This window comes from Actinokineospora sp. UTMC 2448 (genome assembly GCF_024760565.1).
Taxonomy (GTDB): Bacteria; Actinomycetota; Actinomycetes; order Mycobacteriales; family Pseudonocardiaceae; genus Actinokineospora; species Actinokineospora fastidiosa.
The window spans coordinates 6763412-6783892 of sequence record NZ_CP031087.1; the positions used below are offsets into that span (position 1 = coordinate 6763412).

The window sequence follows — 20481 nt, forward strand, 5'->3', positions numbered from 1 at the left end:
CGGCCTACTATCGGCGGGGTGGACGACCTGCGCAGCACGCTGCACCGGCGTGGCATGCGGATGACCCCGCAGCGGCAACTGGTGCTCGACGCCCTGCAAGCGCTGGAGCACGCGACACCGGAACAGGTGTGCAAGCGCGTGCAGGAGACGACGCCGTCGGTCAACATCACCACGATCTACCGGACCCTGGAGCTGCTGGAAGAGCTCGGCCTGGTCCGGCACACGCACCTGGGCCACGGCGCGCCCACCTACTCCCTGCACGAGCACGAGCACGTCCACCTGGTCTGCCACCGCTGCGGCCGGGTCGACGAGTCGCCCCGGGAGGTCATGGACCAGCTGTGCGGAACACTGCGGGACGCGCACGGGTTCGTACTGGACGCCGCCCACCTCGCGCTGTCGGGCACCTGCCGCGACTGCACCGGGGAGACCGACCGCACCAGGGAGACACCGTGACCTCGCCCATCCTGTCCGTGCCCGGCGCGGTGCCCCCGCCCGAGGAGACCACCGACCCCGGGGTGCCGTGGCACTTCGGCGACCCGTTCGCCGAGCAGCGCACCGCGACCCGGTCGGCGGCCGTGGTCGACCGCTCGCACCGCGAGGTGATCGCCGTCCCCGGCGTGGAGCGGCTGTCGTGGCTGCACCTGGTCATCTCCCAGCACGTCTCCGCCCTGCCCGCGGGCGCGGGCAGCGAGGCGCTGATCCTGGACAGCCAGGGCCGCGTCGACGCGCACATGGTCCTCTCCCACGTCGACGACGTGGTGTGGCTGGACACCGAGGCGGGCGCCTCCACGGTCGGCGCGCGCGGGGGCCGGGTGCCGCTGCTGGAGTACCTGGAGCAGATGCGCTTCTGGTCCAAGGTCGAGCCCCGCGACGCCACGGCGGAGAAGGCCGTGCTGACCATCGTCGGCCCGGAGGCGCCGCAGGTGCTGGCCCGGCTGGGCCTGCCAGCGCCCGAGGGCCAGTACGCCTCCGCCGAGCGCGACGGGGTCGTGGTCCGGCGGATGCCGTGGCCCGGCCCGGACGCCGCCGACCTGCTCGTGCCCCGCGCCGACCTGGCGGACTGGTGGGCCCGGATCACCGACGCGGGCGCCCGCCCGATGGGCAGCCTCGCGTTCGAGGCGCTGCGGGTCGAGGCCCTGCGGCCGAGGATGGGCGTGGACACCGACGAGAAGACCATCCCGCACGAGGTGTCGTGGGTGCCGTCGGCCGCGCACGTGGCCAAGGGCTGCTACCGCGGCCAGGAGACGGTGTCGAAGGTGCACAACATCGGCCGCCCGCCGCGCCGGATGGTCCTGCTGCACCTCGACGGGGCGGCCGACGAGCTGCCCGAGACCGGCGCCCCCGTGCTGGCGGGCGAGCGGGTCGTGGGCCGGGTCGGCTCGGCCGTGCAGCACCACGAGCTGGGCCCGGTCGCGCTGGCCCTGCTCAAGCGGTCGGTGGACCCGGCGACCCCGCTGACGGCGGGCGCGGCGGCCGCGGCCGTCGACCCGGACTCGGTCCCGGCCGAGATCGGCGGAGCGGGGCGTGCGGCCGCGCAGGGGTTGCGGGGCTAGGGTCGGCGCCATGTCGACCGGCACCCTCATCACCGTCGCCCCGACCGGGGCGGAGCACAGCAAGGCCGATGTCCCCAACCTCCCGGTGACCCTGGAGGAACTGGTGGAGACGGCGCGCGACTGCGAGCGCGTCGGCGCCGCCATGATCCACATCCACATCCGCGACGACGACGCCCGGCCGACTCTGGACATCAAGCGGCTGACCGACACCGTCGCCGCGGTGCGCGAGCAGACCAGCCTGATCGTCCAGCTCTCCACCGGCGGCTCGGTGACCGACCCGGAGGAGGACCGGCTGCGCGTGCTCGACGCCATGCCCGACTCGGCGTCGTGCTCGATGGGCACGGTCAACTTCGGCGACGACGTGTTCATGAACCGCTGGGGGTTCATCGTCGAGCTGCACAAGCGGATGCAGGAGCGCGGGATCCTGCCGGAGTACGAGATCTTCGACCTCGGCCAGCTGACCACCCTGCACCGGCTGCTCGACAAGCACGGGCTGCCCTCGGGCGGCCACGTCCACGTCGACCTGGTGATGGGCGTGCCGGGCGGCATGGCGGGCGACACCGAGACCCTCGCCGCCGCGCTGCGGCTGATCCCCGAGGGGGCCACCTTCTCGGCCACGGGTGTGGGCCGCGCCACTCTCCCGGTGTTGTTCGGCGCCCTGTCCGCGGGCGGCCACGTCCGCGTCGGGATGGAGGACACCGTCAACTACGCCCGAGGTGAGCGGGTCAAGGACAACGCCCAACTGGTGGCCCGCGCGTCCGGTCTGGCCCGCATCGCGCAGCGCCCGCCGGTTACGCCGGACGAGGCACGGACGCTGCTGGGGGTGGCGGCCCGCCCGTCCGCGTCGGCATGATCTGGCGATCGAGCACTCTTTGACGGAGGATGGCCTGGTGATCGAAGTCCGCCCGGGTGGGCGCAGGCGCATCGACCGGGTCCTGGCCCCGGACTACGTCGCCGATCTGGACCGCCTGGACCTCGCCGAGGTCCGCGCCCGCCGCGATGACGCCGCCCAGGAGGAGACCGACCTGTCCTACCTGCGCAGACTCCTGCACGGCCGGATCGACATCGTGCGGGCCGAGCTGCGCAGGCGGGAGACCGGCGGCGCGGAGTCCATCGTCGCGCAGCTGGCATCGATCCTCGCCGACAACGCCGTGGGCCCGGCCATGGGCTCCGGCCGCCACCAGAACATGGAGCCATCGCGCGCCGAGGCGCACCGCCGCCACGTCGAGGCGCTGGTCTCCGACGCCGACCTCTCCGACGTCGCCTCCCTGCCGGACGAGCGGCTGGCCCTGGCCCTGCGCACGTACGAGGCCGAGGAGGCGTCGGTGTCCACCCGCCGCCGCGAGGTCCAGGTCGTGATGGACCTGCTCAACGAGCAGATCGCGAGCCGGTACCGCACGGGCACCGCGTCGGTGGACGACCTGCTGGCCGCCGAGAGCGCCCGCACCGACCCGGGGGAGGCGCGCTGAACCCCGTCCTGGTCGAGGTGCTCCGGTCCGGCTTCGTCGAGTCGGTGCACCGGGGCTCCGTCGTCGTGCTGGCCCCCGACGGCACGGTCCGCCTCGCGCTGGGCGAGGTCAACGAGCCGGTCTTCACCCGCTCGTGCAACAAGCCGCTCCAGGCGCTCGGCCTGCTCCGCACGGGCCTCGACCTGCCCGACGACGCCGACCTGGCCGTCGGCTGCGGGTCGCACAGCGGCGAGCCCGAGCACGTGCGGCAGGTCCTGGGCATCCTCGCCAAGGCCGGGCTCACCGAGGCCGACCTGGGCTGCCCGCCCGACTGGCCGATGGACGAGGCCGCCCGCAACCGGGTCATCGCCGCGGGCGGCGGCAAGCGCCGCGCGGCGATGAACTGCTCGGGCAAGCACGCGATGATGCTGGCCACGAGCGTGCAGCAGGCCTGGGACATCATCGGCTACCTCGACCCCGAGCACCCGGCCCAGCTGGCCATCGCCGCGACCGTCACCGAGATGACCGGCGAGGACATCGCCACCATCGGCGTCGACGGCTGCGGGGCCCCGCTGTTCGCGCTGACCCTGACCGGGCTGGCCACGGGCTACTCGGCGCTGATCAAGGCCGCCGACGGCACGCTGGAGAGCCGGGTGGCCGACGCCATGCGGACCCACGCCCACCTCGTCGGCGGCACCCACCGCGACGACACGGAGCTGATGCAGGCCATCCCGGGCCTGCTGGTCAAGGGCGGCGCGGAGGGCGTGCACGCCATGGTCCTGCCCGACGGCACGGCGATGGCCATGAAGATCGACGACGGCGCCCCGCGCCCGCGCACCCCGATCCTGGTCGGCGTCCTGCGCGCCCTGGGCTACGACGCCCCGGAGCTCGACGACAAGGCCGAGCGGGACATCCTCGGCGGCGGCGTCCCGGTCGGCGCGGCCCGGCTGCGCGAGGGCCTGCTGGACGGGCTGGCCTGAGCTACTGCATCCGCTCGCGCACTGCCAGTTCGCTCCAGAACTCGCGCAGGCGCTCGAAGCGCTCGGCGACGGCGCCCGGGTCGGGCTGCTCGATGGCGTCGAGGATGGCGTTGACGTCCTCGGCCGAGGTGTCGGCGTCGATGTCGTCGTCGGCCATGAGCTGGACGAGGCCGCCGTAGTCGAGCTCGACCATCGAGTCCTCGTGGAAGTGCGCCAGCCAGCGCCCGGTGTCCTGGAGCACCTTGGTCGGGCCGGACTCGCCGAAGGTGGCCTCGGCCAGCTCGAAGGCGCGCTGGACGCGCTTGCGGGCGGTGCGCATGGGGATCAGCCAGTAGACCGTGCGGGTCGCGCCCTCGCCGGTGACCACCCGCTCGGACGGCTGCACCAGGACGAACCACGGCAGCGGCACGGTCCAGGTGGTGGACACGACGTGGACGGCCCCGCCGGGCATGTCGGCGAGGACGGTGCCCGCCTTGTGCCGCAGGCGGTCGGCCGACTCGCCCAGGGTGGCCTCGCGCAGCGGGTTCGCCGCCGTCGAGAGGAAGCCCACGACCGCCGCGGCCGAGCGGGCGCGCAGGTCGAGCGGGCAGACCAGCAGCTCGCCCGACTCGGCGCGCACGGCCATGACGTCGCGGGTGGGCAGCGGGGAGCCGTCGGGGCGCTCGCCCGGCAGCCGCGTGGCCGCGCCCACCTCCTGTGACTTCAGCCACATCAGCTGCTCGTGGACGCCCACGTCGGCCCGGTCCAGCGGTGAGTTCTCCGCCATGTGCCGGAGTCGATCACGGGACGCGGGCGGGAAAGCTGACAAGGGTTCGTACACCCGCAGGTAGGCGACGAACGGTCGAGGCACCCGCACATCGTGTCATGAACCGGTCGCCGGGCCCCGCCAGGGCGGGCGGTCCGGGGGTGTCGGGTTCTGCACACCGAGCCGCGTCGCATCGAACCCCTTCGGCACGGTACGGTAGTTAGCAGGAATCAACTGTCGACATCTACGGGGCCGCCGATTCCCCCGGCCGCCCCGTCACCTGTGCGAGGGGGTCGAGCCATGGGGCGCGGCCGAGCCAAGGCCAAGCAGACGAAGGTGGCCCGGGAGCTCAAGTACAGCAGCCATCGAATGGACTTGGACGCCCTGCAGCGCGAGCTGTCGGGCGACAAGCCAGGCGACGGCTCCGACTTCGAGCGAATCGAGTCCGACGAATACGACGACGACGGGTACGACGACTACCGCCGTTGACGCAAGGCCCCGGCGCCCTCCGCGGCGCCGGGACTCCCTCGCAATGCCGACAAGGCCACCCCGCGACCGGCGGGGTGGCCTTCGCGACGCGACTCAGCCGAGCGCGCTCGCGCGGCCTGGCGATGGGCACGTGGCCGCCGCGCCCGGTCGAGCTCCGGCGCGGCGACCAGTCCACGCCTCGTCAGGTCCGTGAGCGCGCTTTGCGCACCAGGGGCCACAGCACGAGGAGCGCGACGACCGCGTACACGGTGATGGAGAACGTCGTGTTCACCAGGCCGGTCAGCGCGCCGTCCGAGAGCTGCAGCGCGCGACGCATCTGCAGCTCGGCGGCCGGGCCGAGGATGACGCCGAGGATGGCGGGCAGCACCGGCAGGCCGTAGCGGCGCATGACCAGCCCGATGACCCCGATGGCGAACAGCACCAGCAGGTCGGCGGCCTGCCCGCTGACGGCGTACGCGCCGACCATCGCGAAGAACAGGATCCCCGCGTACAGGTACGGCCGGGGGATGCGCAGCATCCTGGCCCACAGCGGCGCCAGCGGCAGGTTCAGCACCAGCAGCAGCACCGTCCCGACGAACAGGCTGGCGATCAGGCCCCACACCAGGGTCGACTCGCGCTCGAACAGCAGCGGGCCGGGCTGGATGCCGTACTGCTGGAACGCCGCCAGCATGACCGCGGCCACCGCGGTGGTCGGCAGGCCGAGGGTGAGCATCGACACCAGCGTGCCCGCCGCGGACGCGCTCGCGGTCGCCTCCGGCCCGGCGACGCCCTCGATGGCGCCCTTGCCGAACTCGTCGCGGTGCTTGGACAGCCGCTTCTCCGTCGCGTAGGACAGGAAGGTCGGGATCTCGGCCCCGCCAGCGGGCAGCGCGCCGAACGGGAACCCGATCAGCGGTCCGCGCAGCCACGGCTTCCACGCCCGGCGCAGGTCGGCGCGGCCCAGCCAGGGCGTGCCCACCGGGATCGGCCGGGCCGGGTTGCGGCGCAGGTGCGCGGCGACCCACAGCGACTCGCCGACCGCGAAGAGCCCGACGGCGACGATCACGACGTCGATGCCGTCGGCCAGTTCGAGCGAGCCGAAGGTCAGCCGCTGCTGGCCGGTCATCTCGTCCAGGCCGATCAGGCCGATCGTCAGCCCGATCAGCAGCGAGGCGACGCCGCGCACCCGCGAGTCGCCGAGCACCGTCGTCACCGCGGCGAAGGCCAGCACCATGATCGCGAAGAAGTCCGGCGCGCCGAGGCCGACGGCCAGGCCCGCCACCGTGGGCGCCAGCACGACCAGCAGGGTGGTGCCGACCATGCCGCCGACGAAGTGCCCGATGGCCGCCGCGGCCAGCGCCTGCGCGCCCCGGCCGGACCTGGCCATCGGGTTGCCGTCGATCGCGGCCACCACCGCCGCGCTCTCGCCGGGGGTGTTGAGCAGGATGGACGTGGTGGAGCCGCCGAACATGCCGCCGTAGTAGATGCCCGCGAACATGATGAACGCCCCGGTGGGCTCCAGCCCGTAGGTGACCGGCAGCAGCAGCGCGACGGCCATGGCCGGGCCGATGCCGGGCAGCACGCCGATGGCCGTGCCCAGGATGACGCCGACGGCAGCGAGCAGCAGGTGGGTGGGGGTCAGCGCGGTGGCGAACCCGTCCCAGAGTTGGTCCATCTAGAGCACTCCCATCAGCGGGCCGCCGGGGAGCGGCACCCCGAGCAGGACGTCGAACACGACGTAGGTCAGCACCGACACGGCGGCCGCGATCAACGGGTCGCGGACGTGCCCTCGGCTGCCGAGCGCGTACGCGGCTCCCCAGAACAGGACGAAGCCCGCGACCGGGAACCCGGCGGTCCCGATGAGCGCGGTGGCGGCCAGGAACGCCCCGCACAGCAGCAGGACCGTCCGCCAGTCGCCGGGCGCGCTCAGGTCGACGTCCTCGCCGCCCTCGGCCGCGCCCCGCCCGCCGCGCAGCACGTCGCGGGCCAGCACGACGGCCACGACCAGCAGCGCGGCCCCGACGAGCACCGGCACCGCCTTCGGCCCGATGGGCCCGCGCGTGGCGAAGTCGGTGGGGATGGTGAGGGCGTCGACGAGCACCAGGGCGCCGAGGACCGCCAGCACCGCGCACACGCCCAGCTCGGACCGCTCACGCAACCACGTCATGCCAGCCCCAACTCCTTCAGCACCTCGGCGACGCGGCGGTTCTCCCCGGCCAGGAACTCCCCGAACCCCGGACCGGCCTGGAAGGCGTCGGTCCAGCCGTTGCGGGCCAGCGCGTCGCGCCACTGCGGCGAGGAGTGCAGCCGGGCGAACGCGGCGATGAGCCGCTCGCGGTCGGTGTCGGAGATACCGGGCGGGGCGACGATGCCCCGCCAGTTGGTGAAGGACACGTCCAGGCCCGCCTCGCGCAGGGTGGGCGCGTCGATCCCGGCGATGCGCTCGGGGCCGGTCACGGCGAGGACCCGCAGCTCGCCCGCCTGGATCTGGTCGCGGTACTCGCCGACCCCGGAGACGCCGAAGGCGACCTTGCCGCCGAGCACGGAGGCCAGCAGCTCGCCGCCGCCGTCGAAGGGCACGTAGTTGACCGACCTCGGCGCGAGCCCGGCCGCCTTGGCCATCAGCATCGGGGCGAGGTGGTCGGGTCCGCCGGGTGATGAGCCCCCGCCGACCGGCACCCCGCCGGGGTCCGCCTTCCACGCCGTGAGCAGGCCCGCGATGTCCCGGTAGGGCGAGTCCTTCCCGACGACGACGATGTCGGGCTCCTCGATGAGCTTCGCGATCGGCGTGGTGTCGGCCAGCGACGACGGCGACTTGTTGGTGTAGACGCTGCCGACCACGCCCAGCCCCATCGACATGACGAGCTTCCCGTTGCCCCGCTCGTTGACCAGCCGACCCAGGCCGACGGTGCCGCCCGCGCCCGGCAGGTTGAACACCTCGACCGCGCTGGCGAGCCCGGCGTCCTCCATCGCCTTGGCCGCCGTGCGGGCGGTGACGTCGTACCCGCCGCCCGGCGAGTTCGGCACCAGCACCCGCAGGCCGCGGACCCGCTCCCCGACATCGGCGTCCCCGCCGGACCCGACCAGCGGCGGGACCAGCAGCACCGCCGCCAGTCCCGCCGCGGCGGCGACAAGCTTCCTGACCACCCGAACCTCCTTCGACTCGCGCGGCGAGATGTTGCCCCGGTGTGACGGCGTTGTCGCGCTTGCGCGCGTTCCGATCGTTGTGGTCGTTGTGTTCATCCGCCGCCGGGCGGCGCCGAGCGCGTCTCGGCGGGGCACACTGTCTGCCATGTCCGGACGGGGTTCGTTGGCGCGCCAGCTGCTGGGGTGGCAGTTCGCGGTCGTGGCCGCCCTGCTCGGGGCCGTCGCCGTCTTCTCCGCGGTGCAGTCCACCGAGGCGTTCGGCGACGTCCAGGGCAGGCGGATGCTCTCCGTCGCCGAGGACGTCGCGGCGACGGCCGGGGTGCGGGCCGCGCTCGCCGACCCGCTGCGCTACCACCAGCTGCCGCCGTTCGCCGAGAGCGCGCGGAGCCTCTCGGGGGCCGGGTCGGTGCGCATCGCGCTGCCGGACACCCGGGTGCTCACCTCGCCCGACCCCGACCAGGTGGGCGAGCCGATGCCGGTCGGCGAGAGCACGGTCGCCGCCGGGCGGTCCTGGGTCGGCGAGGTCGGCGACGAGCTGGTGGCGCACGTCCCGGTGATCGGCGACCGCGGCGAGATCATCGGGATCGTCGCCGCCGGGGTGGACCTGCCCCACCTGTTCGCCGGGATCGTGCACTCGCCGTCGGAGGCGCTGCTGATCCTCGCCGCGGCCACCGTGCTCGGGGTCGGCGGGTCGCTGCTGGTCGCGCGGCGGGTCAAGCGGCAGACGCTCGGCATGGAGCCCGCCGAGATCGCCGGGCTGGTCGAGCACCGCGAGGCGATGCTGCACGGCATCAGGGAGGGCGTCGTCGGCCTCGACGGCCAGGACCGGATCACGCTGGTCAACGACCAGGCCCGCCGCCTGCTCTCGCTGCCGGAGCGCACCGACGGCGTGCCCGTCGCCGAGCTGGGCTTCAACGACCGCCTCACCGACGTGCTCACCGGGCGCGCCGAGGGCGCCGACCAGATCGTCCTGCGCAAGGGCAGGGTGCTCGTCATGAACCGGGTGCCCATCACCCCGGCGGGCGCGGTCGTCACGCTCCGGGACCGCACCGAGATCGTGGCGCTGCAGAACGCGCTCGACGCCAACCGGTCCACCACCGACACCCTCCGGGCGCAGGCGCACGAGTTCTCCAACCGCCTGCACACCATCGCCGGGCTCATCGAGCTGGGCGACCACGACGAGCTGCGCCGCTACGTCGACCGGGTCAGCCACCACCAGCGGGCCTGGCAGGGCGAGGTCGCCGAGCGGGTCGGCGACCCCGCGCTGGCCGCGCTGCTGGTGGCCAAGGCCAGCCTCGCCGCCGAGCAGGGCGTCGGGCTGCGGCTCGACCCCGACAGCGACCTCGGTCTGATCGACGAGCACCTGTCCGCCGACCTGGTCACCGTGCTCGGCAACCTCGTCGACAACGCGCTGGACGCCCTGCGCGGCAAGCAGGGCTGGATCGAGGTGTGCCTGACCCACCGCGACGACGAGGTGCGGGTGGTCGTGCGCGACTCCGGCCCCGGGGTGGCCCCGGAGATCGCCGAGGAGGTGTTCCGGCACGGGTTCACCACCAAGGCCGCGGAGGACGGCGGCGGGCGCGGGCTCGGCCTGGCCATCACCCGGCAGACGTGCGTGCGCAGGCAGGGCTCGGTCGAGGTGCACAACGACAACGGCGCGGTGTTCACCGCCCGGATGAAGCCGTGATCACGGTCCTCGTCGTCGACGACGACTTCATGGTCGCCCGGGTGCACAGCGGCTACGTCGCCCGCACGCCCGGGTTCGCCGTCGTCGGCACCGCGCACACCGGGGCGGACGCCGTGCGCTTGGTCGACGAGCTCGCGCCCGACCTGGTGCTCCTCGACATCTACCTGCCCGACATGCCCGGCCTCGACGTGCTGCGCGCCCTGCGCAACGGCGCGGTCGACCCGGACGTCATCGTGATCACCGCGGCCACCGACGTCGACACCGTCCGCGGCGCCATGCGCGGCGGGGCGCTGCACTACCTCATCAAGCCGTTCGCCTATTCCGCGCTGCACGACCAGCTCCAGCACTTCGCCACCCTCCACACCAGACTCACCGCGCTCGGCAGCGCGGGCCAGTCCGATGTGGACGAGGTGTTCGGCGCGCGGCCGAGGGCCGGGGCCGGGCTGCCCAAGGGGCTGACCGAGCAGACCGCGGAGCTCGTGGCCAGCACGCTGCGCGAGGGCGAGATGTCGGCGGCGGAGTGCGCGGCGGCGGCGCACCTGTCGCGGGTCAGCGCTCGGCGCTACCTGGAGCACTTCGTGGCGACCGGCCGCGCCCACGTCCGCCTGCGCTACGGCGCGACCGGACGCCCGGAGCGCCGCTACCGGCTCAGCTGAGGTCGGGCCGCCTGCGCGTCTGCTTGGTCGCCGAGCGGCGCTTCTTCGACTCCAGCCGCCGTTCCCGCGCGCCGCGGCTCGGCTTGGTCGGCCTGCGCCGCGGCGGGGGCGGCGCGGCGGCCTGCCGCAGCAGCGCGGCCAGGCGCTCCCTGGCCGCCTCGCGGTTGGCCAGCTGCGCCCGGAACTCGCTCGCCGCGATGGTCAGCACGCCGTCGACCAGGCGGTTCGCCAGCCGGTCGAGGATGCGGGCGCGCAGGTGCTCGGGGATCGACGGCGAGCGCGCGACGTCGAAGGACAGCTCGACGCGGCTGTCGGCGGTGTTCACGCCCTGGCCGCCGGGACCGGACGAGCGGGAGAAGCGCTCGCTCAACTCGGCCGCCGGGATCACCAGCGACCGGGACACTTCCAGCTCTCCTCCGGGCACGCCTAGAGAATGCCCCATGCGTCCACCGGTTAACGGGGCCTGCCAGTTGGCTCCCCTACTGATTGACCGCGGCGAACCCGGGGATCAGCGCGATCTGTTCCAGGCCGTCGACGCTCATCAGCGGCTCGGTCCGCCACGGCGGCCCGGCCCCGCCGATGTCCGCGACCACCACGACGACCCCGTCCGGCCGCAGAGCGTGCAGGGTCAGGGCGTTGGGGCCGTGCTCCTGCACGCGCTCCGGCTGCCAGTAGTGCACCAGGGCCCCGTTGGCCGTGCGGTGCGACCTGCAGGTCATGTCCGCCTGGAAGCACCCCTCCGGCTTGTCCCCGGACCGCTGTCCCGCCGCGACCCGGATCTCGATCGTCCGCCGGGCGTGGTCGCGGGTGACCAGGGCGAACTGCGCGTGCCCCTTGGCGTCGAAGGTGTGCCAGGGGACGTCGCTGCCCTCCACCTCGACGTCCGCTGGCCAGGACAGCGGCGCGGCGCCCAGCGCGACGCCGAGCTGCTCGGACACCTCGGGCCGGTGCGTCATGGTGGTGGACGGGACCTCGGCCCAGGTGGTCGTGGTCGGCCACACGGTCGACCGCGGCGCCTCGACGGTGGTGCGGACGCGCGCCGACGGGGACGCGGGGGTCGTCGTCACGGCCGACCTCGGCTCCGACGACACCCCCGGCCCGGCCGGGCCGACCGGCTCCGGCATGCCGAACTGCGACCCCGACAGCGCCGTCATGCCGATCACCACCGCCGCCACGGCCGTCGCCGCGCCGCCGACCGCGGCCGTGCGCCGCACGCGCAGCCTGCGCCTGCCCGCGCCGATGACCGCCTCGCGGTCCAGCGTCAGCGGGGGCTCGTGCCGGACCGCGGCCTCGAACAGCCTGCGCACATCCTGCTCGTCGTTCACAGTGCGACCTCCACAGACAACATGTCGCGCAGCGCCGCGAGTCCCTTCGCCGCTTGGCTCTTGATCGTGCCCTCGCTCTTGCCCAGCACCTGCGCCGCCTCGGCGACGGAGAGGTCCTCCCAGTACCGGAGCACGACCACGGCCCGCTGGCCCGGCGGCAGGCGCCGCAGCGCGCGCCGCACATCGATGGCGGCGTCGACGCCCGGCGGCGGCACCGACGTCTCGGGCACCGCGTCCGTCACCGACTCCCGCCGCCGGAACGCCCGCCGCGACTCGTCGATCGCCGCACGCACCATGACCTTGCGGGCGTAGGCGTCGATCGCGTCGTCGCGGCGCAGCCGGGGCCAGACGACGTAGATCTTGGCCAGCGTCGTCTGCACCAGGTCCTCGGCGCGGTGCCAGTCGCCGCCGCACAGCAGGTACGCGGTTCGCCGCATCACCGCGGCGCGGCTGTCGACGAACTCGCCGAACTCCGTGTCACGATCCCCCACGGAACCTCCCTACTCGCCCGTACTACGCGGGCGGGTCCCCGGGAGGTTGCCTCAGAACCTCGGGTGGTCCCCGACGACCTCGGCGCGCGGCTCGGCGTCGGCCGACGGGCGCACCTCGCCGACCACCCAGGCGGGCACGTGGCGCGCGGTGAGCATGGCCAGCGAGCGGTCCACGTCCTCGGGGGCGACCACGGCGACCATGCCGACGCCCATGTTGAACGTGCGCTCCAGCTCCGCGCGCTCGACCCGGCCGCGCTGGCCGATCAGCGAGAACACCGGCTGCGGGGTCCACGTGCCCCGGTCGAGCGTGGCCTTGAGCCCGGGCGGGATGACCCGCGCGAGGTTGGCGGCCAGGCCGCCGCCGGTGATGTGCGCGAAGGTGCGCACGCCCGCCTCCTGGATCAGCGCCAGGCAGTCCTTGGCGTAGATGCGGGTGGGCTCCAGCAGCTCCTCGCCCAGCGTCCGGCCGAACTCCTCGACGTGCCCGTCCAGCGGCATCCTGGCGATGTCCAGCAGCACGTGCCGGGCCAGCGAGTAGCCGTTGGAGTGCAGGCCGGAGGAGCCCATCGCGATCAGCGCGTCGCCGGGGCGCACCCGGTCGGGGCCCAGCACGGCGTCGGCCTCGACCACGCCGACACCGGTGGCCGAGAGGTCGTACGCGCCGTCGGACATCAGCCCGGGGTGCTCGGCGGTCTCCCCGCCCAGCAGCGCGCAGCCCGCCTGCACGCAGCCTTCGGCGATGCCCTTGACCAGCGCGGCGACCCGGTCCGGGAGCACCTTGCCCACGGCGATGTAGTCCTGCAGGAACAGCGGCTCCGCGCCGCAGACGACCAGGTCGTCGACGACCATGGCGACGAGGTCGACGCCGACGGTGTCGTGGATGTCCAGCGCCTGCGCGACCGCGATCTTGGTGCCGACGCCGTCGGTGGACGAGGCCAGCACCGGCTCGCGCCACCGGTCCAGCCGGAGCTTGAACAGCCCGGCGAACCCGCCGATCCCGCCGAGCACCTCCGGCCGGTTGGCCTTGGCCGCCCACGGCTTGAGCTTCTCGACGGCCTCGTCGCCCGCCTCGATGCTCACCCCAGCCGCGGCGTAGGTGGCGGGGCCGGTCGACGTCGGGTCAGACACTTCGGATCTCCGGATATCTAGGGGCGGGACAGCGCGTCCGAAGCACCGTACCCGGCGGCCACCACGGGCGCCGCGTCCCCCGCGACTCCCTTCTCCAGGCCTTCGAGCAGGTGCTTTCCGATGCGCGCGTCGTCCGGCAGCGGAATGGGGTAGTCGCCGTCGAAGCAGGCCGAGCACAGCCGCGTGCGCGGCTGCTCGCTGGCCTGCACCAGCGCCTCCAGGCTCACGTAGCCCAGCGAGTCCGAGCCGATGGAGCGGCGGATGCCGTCGAGGTCCAGCCCGTTGGCGATCAGCTCGGCGCGGGAGGCGAAGTCGATGCCGTAGAAGCACGGCCAGCGCACCGGCGGCGACGCGATCCGCACGTGCACCTCGACCGCGCCCGCCTCGCGCAGCATGCGCACCAGCGCGCGCTGGGTGTTGCCGCGCACGATGGAGTCGTCGACCACGACCAGCCGCTTGCCCCGGATCACATCGCGCAGCGGGTTCAGCTTCAACCGGATGCCGAGCTGGCGGATGGTCTGCGACGGCTGGATGAAGGTCCGCCCGACGTAGGCGTTCTTCACCAGGCCCGAGCCGTACGGGATGCCGCTGGCCTGGGCGTACCCGATCGCGGCGGGCGTGCCGGACTCGGGCACCGGGATGACCAGGTCGGCCTCGACCGGGGCCTCCGCGGCCAGCTTGCGGCCGATCTCCACCCGGGTCGCGTGCACGGAGCGGCCCGCGATCGTGGTGTCGGGCCGGGCCAGGTAGACGTACTCGAAGACGCAGCCCTTGGGCTCGGGGTTGGCGAAGCGGCTCGACCGCAGGCCGTCGGCGTCGATGGCGATCAGCTCGCCGGGCTCGACCTCGCGGACGAACGAGGCGCCCACGATGTCCAGCGCCGCGGTCTCGCTGGCCACGACCCAGCCGCGCTCCAGCCTGCCCAGCACCAGCGGGCGCACGCCGTGCGGGTCGCGGGCGGCGTAGAGGGTGCTCTCGTCGGAGAAGACCAGGCAGTACGCGCCGCGCACGCCGGGCAGCAGCTCCATCGCGGCCTGCTCGATGCCCTTGTCCGCCGCGGCGGCGGCCAGCAGGCCGGTGAGCAGGTCGGAGTCGGTGGTGGCTCCGTTGGTCGGCAGGCCCAGCTCGGCTGCCTTGTCGCGCAGCTCGGCGGTGTTGACCAGGTTGCCGTTGTGGCCCAGGGCCAGGCCGCTGCCGGTGGCCGTGGTCTTGAACGTGGGCTGCGCGTTCTCCCAGGTCGTGGACCCGGTGGTGGAGTAGCGGCAGTGGCCGACGGCGACGTGGCCGCGCAGCGAGACCAGCACCTGCTCGTCGAAGACCTGGCTCACCAGGCCGAGGTCCTTGAAGACCACGATCTGGTTGCCGTCGGAGACGGAGATGCCCGCCGCTTCCTGCCCTCGGTGCTGGAGCGCGTACAGCCCGTAATACGTGAGCTTCGCGACTTCCTCGCCCGGCGCCCACACGCCGAACACGCCGCATTCCTCGCGCGGTTCGGGGTCGGTCTCGGGCGGGTCGAGCGGAGAGGGGCCAGTCGAGAACTGGTCGGAGACCACCGAAGCTCCCTGTCAGTGACAACAGTCTGACATCAGCATGTCCCCCAAAGTGTAAGTGCTCGCGAGCTCAGTTCCGACCGACGGAGGGTGGGGAGCGTCACGCCGGTACCGTTGGACGGCGTGTCTCCTCGCGCCACGCTGGTCTCGCTCTTCGGTGTGTTGGCCGCCGTGGTCGCGATCGGTTTCCTCGTCCCGATCCCCAGCCCCGCGGCGGTGCGCGACTGGGCGGCGGCGGCCGGGTGGGCCACCCCGGCGCTGTTCCTGCTGGCGTATTCCGTGCTCGCCGCGTTCCCGATCCCGCGCACGGTGTTCAACCTGTCCGCGGGCCTGCTGCTGGGCGAGGCGCTGGGCGTCGCGGTCGGCATGGTCGCCACCGGCGTGGCCGGGTCGCTGGCGTTCGCCGCCGCCCGGCGGTTCGGCCGCCGCTGGACGTCGCCGCTGCTGGAGCACGGCGCGATCAAGGCGGTGGACGCGCGGCTGCGCGCGGGCGGGTTCGCGGGCGTGGTGTCGCTGCGGCTGATCCCGGTGGTGCCCTTCGCCCCGGTCAACTACTGCTGCGGCCTGTCGACGATCGGGTACCGGCCGTACCTGTGGGGCACGCTGATCGGCAGCCTGCCGGGCACCGCCGCCGCGGTGGTCCTCGGCGACGCCCTCACCGGCACGACACCGCCCGCCCTGCTGGCGGTGTACGGCGTGCTCGCGGTGGCGGGCGGCATCGGCCTGTACCGGGCGCTCAAGCGCGTCGACCCGGAGTTGGTCGAGACCGCCTAGAACCGCACGATCGGCAGGTGTGCGGCGAGGTCGGCGCGGCTGCCCGAGGCGTGCAGCGCGCCGCTGGCCAGCGCGTCCGGCCAGGACAGGCGTCCGGTGGCCAGCCGCAGCCAGGTCCGCGGGTCGGTCTCCACGACGTTGGGCGGGGTGCCCCGGGTGTGCCGGGGACCGGCGACGCACTGGATCGCCGCGAACGGCGGGACCCGCACCTCGACGGTCCGGCCGGGCGCGGTCTCGGCCAGGGTGCGCAGGCTCAGCCGGACGGCGGCGGCCAGCGCCGGACGGGCGGGGCGCTCGCCGCCGTCGAGCCAGGGCAGCACGGCGGCCACGGCCGCGCGCAGGTCGTTCGGGTCGGTCACTCGGCTGTTTCCCGCAAGAGCTCGTCCACGTGGTGGGTCAGTTTGCGCGAGTCCGCGGGCGAGATCGTCGTCCACAGCTCCCCGTCCGGGGAGGCGCGCCGGATCTGGACGTAGCGGCCCGCGGCGGTGTCGAAGAACGACACGACGCGCTCGCCGCGGACCCGGCGGCCGAGACGGTCGCGGACGGCGGCGCCGAAGTTCCCGGTGTGCAGCACGTCCCCGATCATCTCGGCCAGCGCGGCCGCGTCGTCGGCGCGCACGCCCCTGCCCAGCAGCGATCCCTCGAACCCCCGGACGGTCCCGTCGCCCTGGGCGGCCGCCTCGAAGTCGGCGGTGCGCAGGGTGACCGAGCGGCCGGGCCCGGCCGGGGCGGACGGCAGCTCGCCGACCGCGGCCGCGGCCAGGCCGAGCGCGGAGATCCGGCTCAGCCGCAGGGTGTCGCCGGACAGCACGGCCAGCGCGGCCGCGTCCTCGCGCGAGCAGGCCAGCAGCCGCACGCCGCGCCCGGCCCACAGCCGCCCGTCGACCTCGCGCTCCGGGCGGGCCAGCAGGCCGAACACCTCGGCGATCTCCGGGTCGTCGCGGTCGACGCCGCGCGCGGCGAGCCCGCGCCACACGCCGTCCTCGATGGCGGCGCGCTCCTCGTGGGTCTTGCCCGGCGAGGGCACCTTGACGATCAGCGGCATGGCGCCCGGCGCCAGGTGCTCCCAGAGCACGTCGAACTCCAGCGCGGTGAGCGTGACCGGTTCGGCCTCCACGGCCCCGAACGGCATCATCGCGGCTCGTCGCCGATGACCGGCTGGGACACGGTGCGCTCGTCGCCGAAGACGTCGACGGTCTCGATCAGGTAGTCGGCGAGGCCGTGCTCGCGGTCGTCGTCGCCGTCGCCCCGCGCTCCCGGCGCGCCCGCGACGCCCATGCCCGCCCCGCCGCGCGGACCGGGCGTGGGCACGGCGCCGACGACCCCGCCGCGCGCGCCCACGTGGCCCTCGCCCGCGACGCCCATGCCGTGCCGGAACGCGTGGTTGCCGCGCGTGTTCTCGGTGTCCGTCCCGCCGGGGGCGAACGGCGTCGCCTGCCGGTGGCCCCCCGACCCGGGCGGGCCGGGCAGCGCGAGCGGACCGGCGGGCGGCGGCGCCGACGGGGGCGCGGTGGGCGGCAGCGCGGGCTGCGCCGGGGCCGGGCCCGTCTGGAGCTGGCTGGGCAGCGTGTAGCCGGACGGCGTGGTGCCGAACGGCTGCGTGTACGCGGCAGGTGGCGTCGCTGTCCCGCCGGGCGCGAACGGCGTCGCGGAACCACCGCCACCGCTGGGGGGCGTGTACCCGCCACCGCCGCCCGAGGGCGGGACCGGCGCGGCGTAGGACGGCGCGCTCCCGCCGGAGCCGCCGGACACGCTTGCGGTCGCGCTGCTGAAGTACGCCGCCGACGTCCCCGTCCCGCCCGACGGCGCGGGCGTGGACACCACCACGTCCGGCGGCGGCACGAACTCGCCGAGGGTGTTGCGGTTGAACTCGCTGCTCGCGGCGTAGGACTCCATGGTGTCGACGGCCTTCTGCGCCGCCGCGTCCCGCGCGGCCTCCTGGGCCTCGTGGTCGGCGGCCTGCTGCGCGACGGCCATCGCCGGGCCCGCGTCGCCGGTGAACAGGGCGGCGCCTGCGGCGAGCTTGGCCCAACCGGACGGCGCGGGCGTGGTCACCGCGACCGGCTCGGGCATCTCGGCGCGGGCGCGGGCGATCATCTCGGCCTGGTACTCGGTGGACGCGCGCATCCCGCTCGCGCCGGTCTGCGAGTCCGATGCCCACACCTGCAACGGGTTCAGCGCGCCCTGCGCGCCGTCGCCCGCCGCGCCCTGCCAGGTCGCGGCGAGGGTGCCCAGCTTGGCGTTGAGGTCGTGGTCGATGTCGCCGAGCTCGCGCAGCAGCGACTCCCAGTACTCCGTCTGCGGGGTCGACGCCGAGGGGCCGGGACCCGAGTTGATCATGCTGTGCAGCTCGGCGTGGTCATACCCGCGCCAGCGGTGCGTGCCCATCTTCCGATCACCTCGTGCCTCAGGAGTGCTGCTTGCCCCACATAGCGGTGTTCGTGCCCTCGGTCATGGAGTACGCCGCGTAGGCGGCCTCCAGCGCGGTGACCGCGGCGAGCAGCTGGTGCTCGTAGCCGCGCAGGCAGGCGATGGCCGAGTCGGCCGCGCCGCCGTTGGTGCGCTGGGCGAACTGGGCGGCGGTCTCGCCGCTCACCGGGTCGCCCGCCCACTCCGGCACGGCGAGGCCGTCGAGCGCGGCGACCTTGGCCGCCACCCGGTCGTAGGCGTCGCGGAACGCGGCCAGCGCGCCGGGGATGGCGGACGGTTCGATGCTGAGGGTCTGGGTCCCGGAGTAGGCGGGCGGCGCCGCGCCCCCTCCGCCATCGGCTAGAAACACCAGCTGGCTCCCTCGTCCTGAGCGATTGCCACGACTCTAACTTCGATGACCTCCGGGGTGGAACGGTTCCCGCCGGGAGTTCACGAGACCGTGGCGGGCTCGGTCCGCCGTGACCGAGCGCATACGATAATCGGCCGAACAGCACCGACGCCATTCGGAGCAGCCCATGGACCAGCCGGAGATCACCCTCGACATGCGGATCGCCGCCCGCGCCAACCCCGGAAGCTGGCTGTACGTCATCGATCCGGTCTTCGAGGCCGACGACGACGTGCCGCCGTGGGGCGTGGTCGGGGCCTACCCGGTCGACGCGTCCGGCGAGATCCGGGAGACGTTCAGCCCCAACGCCGAATACCGCCCGTCGCCGCGCGCGCTGCGGATGCCCCTGCCCTCCAACGACGTGGAGAAGGTGCTGCAGCTGGTGCGCACCCGCCACCTCGACCAGGGCGCGCTGCTGCCCGCCCTGCGCACGGCGAAGCTGCTGGTCTACGCGCGCGACGCCCGCGACACCGGGATCACCGCGTTCCCCAACCACGACGGCCAGGTGATGGTGCCCGCGTGCACCTCGGTGGGCCGCGTGCCCCGGCAGTGGCCGGGCTGGCGGGAGGTCAAGGGCTCGGCGCTGGCCGCGCAGCTGAACGGCTATCCGCTGGTGGTGAACCCGACCGGGCCGATCACCGCGATCATCCCGGCGGCCGACCTGCTCGGCTGAGCAGGGCCGCCCAGGCCGCCGCGCCCACCGCGAGGCTCGGCCCGGTGTGCTTGCTGTCCCGGATGAGCCAGCCGGAGGGAACCGGGGCTACCTCGACGCAGTTCCCGTTGGCCGCGCTGGCGCTGCTCCGCCGCCAACGGAGGGCCAGTACATACGACAGGGAATAGGACGCCCGCTCATAGGACACCATTGTCCTCTCCGTCCGCGTACAGCTCGCTCGCCAGTTCGGCGACGACCTGCCGCGATTCTCCCGCACCCAGCGCCGTCTCGGCGAGGGCGGAGAGGATGCCCCGGTACGCCGCGATCTCCTCGGGGCGCTCCAGGAACAGGCTGGAGTTCTCGCTCTCCAGGTACACGATCGGCTTGTAATGCGGAAACTCCATCAGCCGGAAGGCCCCCGCGAGCGCGGCGTGCGCGCCGACCGACGCGGGCACGACGCGCACGAGGATGTTGTCCCTCGCCGACATCCGCACCAGGTGGTTGAGCTGGTCGGCCATGACCTCCGGGCCGCCGACCGGCAGCCGCAGCGCGAACTCGTGGATGTAGAAGGCGAAGCGCGGCGGCCGGGCGCGGCGGAACAGCTGCTGGCGGGCCGTGCGGGCCACCACGCGCTCCTCCACCTCGTGCGGGGGGACGTTGGTGTTGGCCCGCACGATCGCCTGCGCGTAGTCCACCGTCTGCAGCAGCCCGGGGACCAGCGTCGGCTCGAACTCGTCGATGGCGCTGGCCTGGTTCTCGTGGTCGACGAGCGTCTTGAGCTGCGTGGGCAGCTTGCCCAGCCGCTGGATCCAGCCGCCGGGCTCGCGGCACAGCGACAGCAGCCGCGCGCGCTCGGCCCCGTTCACGCCGCAGAGCAGCAGGATGGAGGACACGTCGCGCTCGGACGCCCCGCGGGCGCCCAGCAGCAGGCGGGACACCTTGGAAGGCGACCAGCCCAGCCTGCGTGAGGCTTCCTGTCCGGTGAGGCCCGCGGCTTTGAGGGCTTGTCGCAGTGCGTCGCCGAGTTCACGGCTGCGGATCGTTGGCACGCGGTCCATGGTG

General features: G+C 74.1%; 25 protein-coding genes. 10 read left to right on the plus strand and 15 right to left on the minus strand.

What is annotated here, in order from left to right; translation table 11 throughout:
• Window positions 1-54 precede the first annotated feature (54 nt).
• From Actkin_RS31280 to Actkin_RS31300, 5 genes are read left to right on the plus strand one after another with little or no spacing between them, the layout of a single operon-like run.
• Window positions 55-453 (plus strand): Fur family transcriptional regulator, encoded by a 399-nt coding sequence (locus Actkin_RS31280; RefSeq protein WP_258908063.1) that lies wholly within the window; start codon window positions 55-57, stop codon window positions 451-453.
• Entirely contained in the window at window positions 450-1553 is a 1104-nt protein-coding gene (locus tag Actkin_RS31285; RefSeq protein WP_258905244.1) for a CAF17-like 4Fe-4S cluster assembly/insertion protein YgfZ, read from the plus strand. The genes Actkin_RS31280 and Actkin_RS31285 overlap by 4 nt, the downstream gene beginning before the upstream one ends.
• A gap of 10 nt (window positions 1554-1563) precedes the next feature.
• The gene (locus Actkin_RS31290; RefSeq protein ID WP_189209226.1) at window positions 1564-2406 is read left to right on the plus strand and encodes a beta-keto acid cleavage family enzyme; all 843 of its coding nucleotides are present in this window, start codon (window positions 1564-1566) and stop codon (window positions 2404-2406) included.
• A gap of 37 nt (window positions 2407-2443) precedes the next feature.
• On the plus strand, window positions 2444-3022 hold the full coding sequence (locus Actkin_RS31295; RefSeq protein WP_189209225.1) for an RsiG family protein: 579 nt from the start codon (window positions 2444-2446) through the stop codon (window positions 3020-3022).
• A 17-nt stretch (window positions 3023-3039) separates the two neighbouring features.
• Window positions 3040-3981, plus strand: coding sequence for an asparaginase (locus Actkin_RS31300; RefSeq protein WP_229786623.1), 942 nt, complete (start codon window positions 3040-3042; stop codon window positions 3979-3981).
• Window position 3982: 1 nt separating this feature from the next.
• Here Actkin_RS31300 and Actkin_RS31305 read toward each other — a convergent pair whose 3' ends face one another.
• Window positions 3983-4831, minus strand: a complete 849-nt coding sequence (locus tag Actkin_RS31305) for a DUF8083 family protein (protein WP_189209224.1) — start codon at window positions 4829-4831, stop codon at window positions 3983-3985.
• A gap of 195 nt (window positions 4832-5026) precedes the next feature.
• On the opposite strand from Actkin_RS31305, the gene Actkin_RS31310 reads away from it, so the two are divergent.
• On the plus strand, window positions 5027-5215 hold the full coding sequence (locus Actkin_RS31310; protein ID WP_189209223.1) for a DUF3073 domain-containing protein: 189 nt from the start codon (window positions 5027-5029) through the stop codon (window positions 5213-5215).
• A gap of 181 nt (window positions 5216-5396) precedes the next feature.
• Here the strand turns inward: Actkin_RS31310 and Actkin_RS31315 are convergent, their stop codons facing one another.
• From Actkin_RS31315 to Actkin_RS31325, 3 genes are read right to left on the minus strand one after another with little or no spacing between them, the layout of a single operon-like run.
• Window positions 5397-6869 (minus strand): tripartite tricarboxylate transporter permease, encoded by a 1473-nt coding sequence (locus tag Actkin_RS31315; protein ID WP_189209222.1) that lies wholly within the window; start codon window positions 6867-6869, stop codon window positions 5397-5399.
• Window positions 6870-7361, minus strand: coding sequence for a tripartite tricarboxylate transporter TctB family protein (locus Actkin_RS31320; RefSeq protein ID WP_189209221.1), 492 nt, complete (start codon window positions 7359-7361; stop codon window positions 6870-6872).
• Window positions 7358-8341 carry a Bug family tripartite tricarboxylate transporter substrate binding protein gene (locus Actkin_RS31325; RefSeq protein ID WP_229786622.1) on the minus strand — a complete coding sequence of 328 codons (984 nt, stop codon included), beginning with the start codon at window positions 8339-8341 and terminating at the stop codon, window positions 7358-7360. The genes Actkin_RS31320 and Actkin_RS31325 overlap by 4 nt, the downstream gene beginning before the upstream one ends.
• 145 nt (window positions 8342-8486) lie before the next feature.
• Between Actkin_RS31325 and Actkin_RS31330 the strand changes: the two genes are divergently transcribed.
• Both Actkin_RS31330 and Actkin_RS31335 read left to right on the plus strand, forming a co-directional pair.
• A complete protein-coding gene (locus tag Actkin_RS31330) occupies window positions 8487-10028 on the plus strand; it encodes a sensor histidine kinase (protein ID WP_258905245.1) in 1542 nt (513 codons plus the stop codon).
• Window positions 10025-10684: a response regulator gene (locus Actkin_RS31335; RefSeq protein WP_258905246.1), complete on the plus strand. Its 660-nt coding sequence runs from the start codon at window positions 10025-10027 to the stop codon at window positions 10682-10684. Before Actkin_RS31330 ends, Actkin_RS31335 begins: the two co-directional genes overlap by 4 nt.
• On the opposite strand, the gene arfB is transcribed toward Actkin_RS31335, so the two are convergent.
• The 5 genes from arfB to purF are packed head-to-tail and all read right to left on the minus strand — an operon-like array spanning window position 10677 to window position 15181.
• Window positions 10677-11108: an alternative ribosome rescue aminoacyl-tRNA hydrolase ArfB gene (arfB, locus tag Actkin_RS31340; RefSeq protein WP_396122907.1), complete on the minus strand. Its 432-nt coding sequence runs from the start codon at window positions 11106-11108 to the stop codon at window positions 10677-10679. The two genes, Actkin_RS31335 and arfB, sit on opposite strands and share 8 nt — an antisense overlap.
• Before the next feature lie 55 nt (window positions 11109-11163).
• Entirely contained in the window at window positions 11164-12009 is an 846-nt protein-coding gene (locus Actkin_RS31345) for a hypothetical protein (protein ID WP_258905248.1), read from the minus strand.
• Window positions 12006-12500 (minus strand): SigE family RNA polymerase sigma factor, encoded by a 495-nt coding sequence (locus Actkin_RS31350; RefSeq protein ID WP_189209216.1) that lies wholly within the window; start codon window positions 12498-12500, stop codon window positions 12006-12008. The genes Actkin_RS31345 and Actkin_RS31350 overlap by 4 nt, the downstream gene beginning before the upstream one ends.
• Before the next feature lie 51 nt (window positions 12501-12551).
• Window positions 12552-13628: a phosphoribosylformylglycinamidine cyclo-ligase gene (gene purM, locus Actkin_RS31355; RefSeq protein WP_258905249.1), complete on the minus strand. Its 1077-nt coding sequence runs from the start codon at window positions 13626-13628 to the stop codon at window positions 12552-12554.
• Between the two features lie 17 nt (window positions 13629-13645).
• Complete coding sequence (purF, locus tag Actkin_RS31360) at window positions 13646-15181, minus strand: amidophosphoribosyltransferase (RefSeq protein ID WP_189209214.1); 1536 nt, start codon at window positions 15179-15181, stop codon at window positions 13646-13648.
• Between the two features lie 120 nt (window positions 15182-15301).
• Here purF and Actkin_RS31365 point away from each other — a divergent pair, with 120 nt between their 5' ends.
• The gene (locus Actkin_RS31365) at window positions 15302-15952 is read left to right on the plus strand and encodes a TVP38/TMEM64 family protein (protein WP_189209213.1); all 651 of its coding nucleotides are present in this window, start codon (window positions 15302-15304) and stop codon (window positions 15950-15952) included.
• Here Actkin_RS31365 and Actkin_RS31370 read toward each other — a convergent pair.
• From Actkin_RS31370 to Actkin_RS31385, 4 genes are read right to left on the minus strand one after another with little or no spacing between them, the layout of a single operon-like run.
• Complete coding sequence (locus tag Actkin_RS31370; protein ID WP_229786621.1) at window positions 15949-16311, minus strand: sterol carrier family protein; 363 nt, start codon at window positions 16309-16311, stop codon at window positions 15949-15951. The genes Actkin_RS31365 and Actkin_RS31370 overlap by 4 nt on opposite strands.
• Window positions 16308-17087, minus strand: coding sequence for an ESX secretion-associated protein EspG (locus Actkin_RS31375; protein ID WP_258905250.1), 780 nt, complete (start codon window positions 17085-17087; stop codon window positions 16308-16310). The genes Actkin_RS31370 and Actkin_RS31375 overlap by 4 nt, the downstream gene beginning before the upstream one ends.
• A complete protein-coding gene (locus tag Actkin_RS31380) occupies window positions 17084-18340 on the minus strand; it encodes a hypothetical protein (RefSeq protein WP_258905251.1) in 1257 nt (418 codons plus the stop codon). The genes Actkin_RS31375 and Actkin_RS31380 overlap by 4 nt, the downstream gene beginning before the upstream one ends.
• 19 nt (window positions 18341-18359) lie before the next feature.
• Window positions 18360-18731 carry a hypothetical protein gene (locus Actkin_RS31385; protein WP_189209211.1) on the minus strand — a complete coding sequence of 124 codons (372 nt, stop codon included), beginning with the start codon at window positions 18729-18731 and terminating at the stop codon, window positions 18360-18362.
• A gap of 166 nt (window positions 18732-18897) precedes the next feature.
• Here Actkin_RS31385 and Actkin_RS31390 point away from each other — a divergent pair, with 166 nt between their 5' ends.
• Complete coding sequence (locus tag Actkin_RS31390) at window positions 18898-19440, plus strand: type VII secretion system-associated protein (RefSeq protein ID WP_258905252.1); 543 nt, start codon at window positions 18898-18900, stop codon at window positions 19438-19440.
• On the opposite strand, the gene Actkin_RS31395 is transcribed toward Actkin_RS31390, so the two are convergent.
• Window positions 19412-19630: a DUF397 domain-containing protein gene (locus tag Actkin_RS31395; RefSeq protein WP_189209209.1), complete on the minus strand. Its 219-nt coding sequence runs from the start codon at window positions 19628-19630 to the stop codon at window positions 19412-19414. The genes Actkin_RS31390 and Actkin_RS31395 overlap by 29 nt on opposite strands.
• On the minus strand, window positions 19617-20477 hold the full coding sequence (locus tag Actkin_RS31400; protein WP_189209208.1) for a helix-turn-helix domain-containing protein: 861 nt from the start codon (window positions 20475-20477) through the stop codon (window positions 19617-19619). The genes Actkin_RS31395 and Actkin_RS31400 overlap by 14 nt, the downstream gene beginning before the upstream one ends.
• Window positions 20478-20481: the final 4 nt, after the last annotated feature.